Raw genomic sequence first — 3,581 nt, forward strand, 5'->3', positions numbered from 1 at the left:
CGGCCAGCCGAAGCGCCGTGCGCAGTTGCGCGGCGAGGTCCTCGCGCGGCCCATTGACAAGACGGGTCCCGGTCTCGCGGACGATCAGGGCTGGTATCGAATGCACCTGCAAACTGCGGGCATACCGCCGGTCTGTTTCGACGGCGCGCGCCGTCGCTGCATCCTTGAAGGTCTCGGCGAAGGCCGTGCTTTCGAAACCCAGGTCGCTGGCGACATCCAGCACGGTGGCAGGGTCGGCAATGTCCCTCTTGCCGCCGAGATGGGCCAGCTGAAGCCTGTCGAACATGTCCCAATGGGCCGATTGACCGCCGATCCGCTCGGCTGCCTTGCAGGCACGCGCAGCCGTCATCCCGTGCGGGTAGTCGAAGGCGGCCGCGCGCATCGCTTCGACATTGACGATCTCAGGTCGGTCGCTGACCTGTCGGCACACCTTCCAATGTTCGAGGATAGTCGCGCGGGCCCGGGCGGGGCTGCCCCAGCGCTTGGCCATTTCGGCCGGGCTTCCCTGGAGCACGAAGGTCCGGTGCCGGATATCGAGGTCGAATTCCTCGGCAAGGCTGCGCATCCGCGACGAGATGTTGAAGCACCAGCAGCAGACGACATCGTGAAAGAAATCAACTGTCAGGGTCGGCATCACGCGGCCTCCTCTTCGAGACCAGCCCCGCTCAGATCGGCACCGGCAAGGTGTGCTGCGATCTGCGCCACATGTGCGCCCTGAAAGCGCGCACCGGCGAGATCGGTCTCTGTCGGCGCGCGCGAGCCATCCGCGCCCGCGATCATGCCCGCGCCATAGGGTGCGCCGCCGATGATGCCCTCTTCCGTTTTCTGGCCAGCGAACGTGTAGGGCATGCCGGCAATGAGCATCCCAAAATGCTGAAGCGGGATCTGCGTGGAAAGCAGCGTTGCCTCATGCCCGCCATGTTGGGAGCCGGTGGAAGCGAAGACAGCCGCGACCTTTCCGACCAGTGCGTTTCGTGCCCAGAGCCCTCCGGCCTGGTCGAGGAAGGACTTCATCTGCCCCGCCATCATACCGAACAGGGTCGGCGTGCCGAAAATGATGGCGTCGTAGGATTCGAGATCCGCGGGCGAGGCGACCGGCGTATCGTCGGTTGTGAACCCGGCTCTCTTGCGAACATCTTCGGGCACTGTTTCGGGGACGCGGCGGATATCGACATGGGTGCCGGGAACCGACCGGGCGCCTTCGGCCTCCGCTTCTGCGAGAGTGCGGACATGGCCGTAGCTGGAATAGTATAAAACGAGAACGCGTGTCATGTGATCCTCTCTGGCAGCGAGTTTCGATGCCTTGGAAGATCGGCGAAACGGCGCGCGGGAATAACCGGCGCGCTGTCACTTCATTCTTTACATGGGTTGAACAATATCAGCGATTGAGCGCCGCGCGCAGGTGTTCAAGGAACGCTGTCACTTTGGCATCCATGCCGAGGCGGGATGCGGTTACCGCGTAGATCTCTGGTGACGGCAACTCCCAGTCCGGGAGGACACGCACCAAGTCACCCCGCGCTTCCGCCTCGGCCGAGACGAAATCCGGCAAGGTGCCGATGCCATGTCCGGCCACCAGCAAGTCGCGCAGCACGAGGCTGTTGCCGACCCTTACGGGGGGGTCGAGTTCGATGGTTCGCCTCCCATCCGGACCGTGAAGCTCCCAAGTGGTCAAGTGATCGGCCAGCAGGAAACCGACAACCCGATGACCAGGGATCTCCTCCGGCGCCTCGGGACCGCCGACGTCTTCCAGATAAGCCGGAGATGCAAAGATGCATTGCCGCATGGTGCCGACCTTGCGCGCGACCAAGGCCGAATCCGGCATCACAGCGCGGATGCGGATTGACAAGTCAAACCCACCTTCGACCATGTCGACGACTCGGTCGTCGAGCGAAAGGGTCAGTTTCAGGTCCGGATATTCCTCAAGGAACCTTGGCAGGATCGGGGCGATGGCGGTTTGCCCGAAGGAACTGGACGCGTTCACCTTCAGGTGGCCCCGCACTGCACCTGCCCCCTCCCGTATGCGGGTCTCGACGCCTCTTACGGCATCCAGGATGTTGATGGTTTCCTCGTAGTAGACACGACCGGCATCGGTGAGCGACATCGATCGTGTGGTCCGCGTCAGAAGCGAGCTGCCGAGGCTTTCTTCCAGCAGCTTGATCTCCCTGCTGAGGAGAGCCGGGGAAACACCCAGATCCTCAGCCGCGCGCGCAAAGCTCCCGCGTTCGACAATGCGGCGAAAGGCATGCATGACTGAGAGTCTGTCCACAGGTCATCCTTCATGGTTGAGGCGAGCAGCAAGAAATGTCTCTGCCCTTCTAATACCATCAAATGGTCGTTTCCGGCCTGGAAAGGTTGAAACGAGCCATGGATGGTTGTTAGCCGCACCCTGCGCCAAGGTCTGAATTGGGCGGATAGCGGTCATTCACTGCGAAAAGCGCGAACGACCGCTCCAATGGCAGAGATCAAGTTTGCTTCCGGAATAATTCTAAATCGGACCCCAAAGGCGCGGTGTAGTAAATTGTCGTCATCCGGGTGAAGCGCTGCCAGTCCTCGGCCAGCTCGAAGACATCGGCATTCGATAAGCGTGCGACTGGCCAAGGCCCGGGCTTAGCGAATACGCAGCGCGAGGGCATCTAAGAAACGCGGGCTTATTCACTCTAACGTCTTTGGACACTCATCCAAGGTGAATGGCATGTGGATCACGGCACCCGACTCAAGTGACAGATTCCGCACTATGAGATGCGCCATCGAACGCCTATTTCTTTGCTTTCAACGACGCGAGCTCGCGCTCGAGCTTCGCTATTTTCTCGTTCTGGCCCTCTTCGTGAGACTTCGATTTTACGCGCCACGCGATGATGAACGTCGAGAGGAATGCGATTGCTGCTATCACCAAACCGATTACTGTTTCCACCTCGGAAGGAGAGCCAACAAGTGACATGAACCCAATGAAAACTACAACCGCAACCACACACGAAATGATGAACATCTTGGCCCCAAACTTTTTCAAGTAAACCTTAATCAAACTTGCCGAGTTGTGTGTCAACAGCCAGATTTAAGTTGATCTGTTCGCATACCGACGCCGCAACGATTTAGCTGTTGGTAGCGGCGCTGACGGGAGAACCCTTCCCTCAGAGGCGCCGCAGCGTAGCATCAGGCATGTTGACCAAAGTCCCCTTTGGGCCGGAAACGCTCAGCCGAGCTGTTTGCGGAAGGCCGCGAGATCATGCGTGCCGAACATGAGATCTCTCGAAGCGCCGTCACAAAGAGGCGACCTCGTTTAAAAAGGACGCCACTCCTCCGGCCGATGGCCAAGCTCGATACCCGGTCGCCATTCAGAACTACGAGGCGCGGCGCCGGCAGGAAGCCCTTGCGGCCGCGGAGGCCGCGGCAAAATCTGCCGGCTATTCGTTGAAGGATCTTATCGGCGCATCGGGTGGAAAGCCGTCCAAGTCGGTCAATCCCCCCAAATACCGCAACCCCGCGGATGAAAGCCAGACCTGGACCGGGCGCGGCCGCCAGCCCCAGTGGGTAAAGGATGCGCTGGCAGCCAACAAGTCGCTCGATGATTTCCTGATCGCCGG

5 protein-coding genes are annotated in these 3,581 nt (G+C 60.4%); 1 reads left to right on the forward strand and 4 read right to left on the reverse strand.

The annotated features are described in order from the left end of the window. The 4 genes from FD715_RS22260 to FD715_RS22275 all read right to left on the reverse strand — a co-directional run. The coding region (locus FD715_RS22260; protein WP_147115439.1) for a DsbA family protein at positions 1 to 634 on the reverse strand (634 nt) is incomplete at its 3' end. Then, positions 634 to 1,272 carry an NAD(P)H:quinone oxidoreductase gene (gene wrbA, locus FD715_RS22265; protein WP_147115442.1) on the reverse strand — a complete coding sequence of 213 codons (639 nt, stop codon included), beginning with the start codon at positions 1,270 to 1,272 and terminating at the stop codon, positions 634 to 636. The genes FD715_RS22260 and wrbA, both read right to left, overlap by 1 nt. A gap of 106 nt (positions 1,273 to 1,378) precedes the next feature. After that, on the reverse strand, positions 1,379 to 2,266 hold the full coding sequence (locus FD715_RS22270) for a LysR family transcriptional regulator (protein ID WP_147115445.1): 888 nt from the start codon (positions 2,264 to 2,266) through the stop codon (positions 1,379 to 1,381). A gap of 489 nt (positions 2,267 to 2,755) precedes the next feature. After that, positions 2,756 to 2,986: a hypothetical protein gene (locus tag FD715_RS22275; protein ID WP_147115448.1), complete on the reverse strand. Its 231-nt coding sequence runs from the start codon at positions 2,984 to 2,986 to the stop codon at positions 2,756 to 2,758. A gap of 344 nt (positions 2,987 to 3,330) precedes the next feature. Between FD715_RS22275 and FD715_RS22280 the strand changes: the two genes are divergently transcribed. After that, a partial coding sequence (locus FD715_RS22280; RefSeq protein ID WP_147115452.1) for an H-NS family nucleoid-associated regulatory protein occupies positions 3,331 to 3,581 on the forward strand: 251 nt, incomplete at its 3' end.

The sequence above is a fragment of the Tateyamaria sp. syn59 genome (assembly GCF_007995245.1).
Taxonomy (GTDB): Bacteria; Pseudomonadota; Alphaproteobacteria; order Rhodobacterales; family Rhodobacteraceae; genus Tateyamaria.

Excerpts from the sequence above, each read along its gene's own strand:
- wrbA (WP_147115442.1), bottom strand. The coding sequence starts at position 1,272 with ATGACACGCGTTCTCGTTTTATACTATTCCAGCTACGGCCATGTCCGC.
- FD715_RS22275 (WP_147115448.1), bottom strand. The coding sequence starts at position 2,986 with ATGTTCATCATTTCGTGTGTGGTTGCGGTTGTAGTTTTCATTGGGTTC.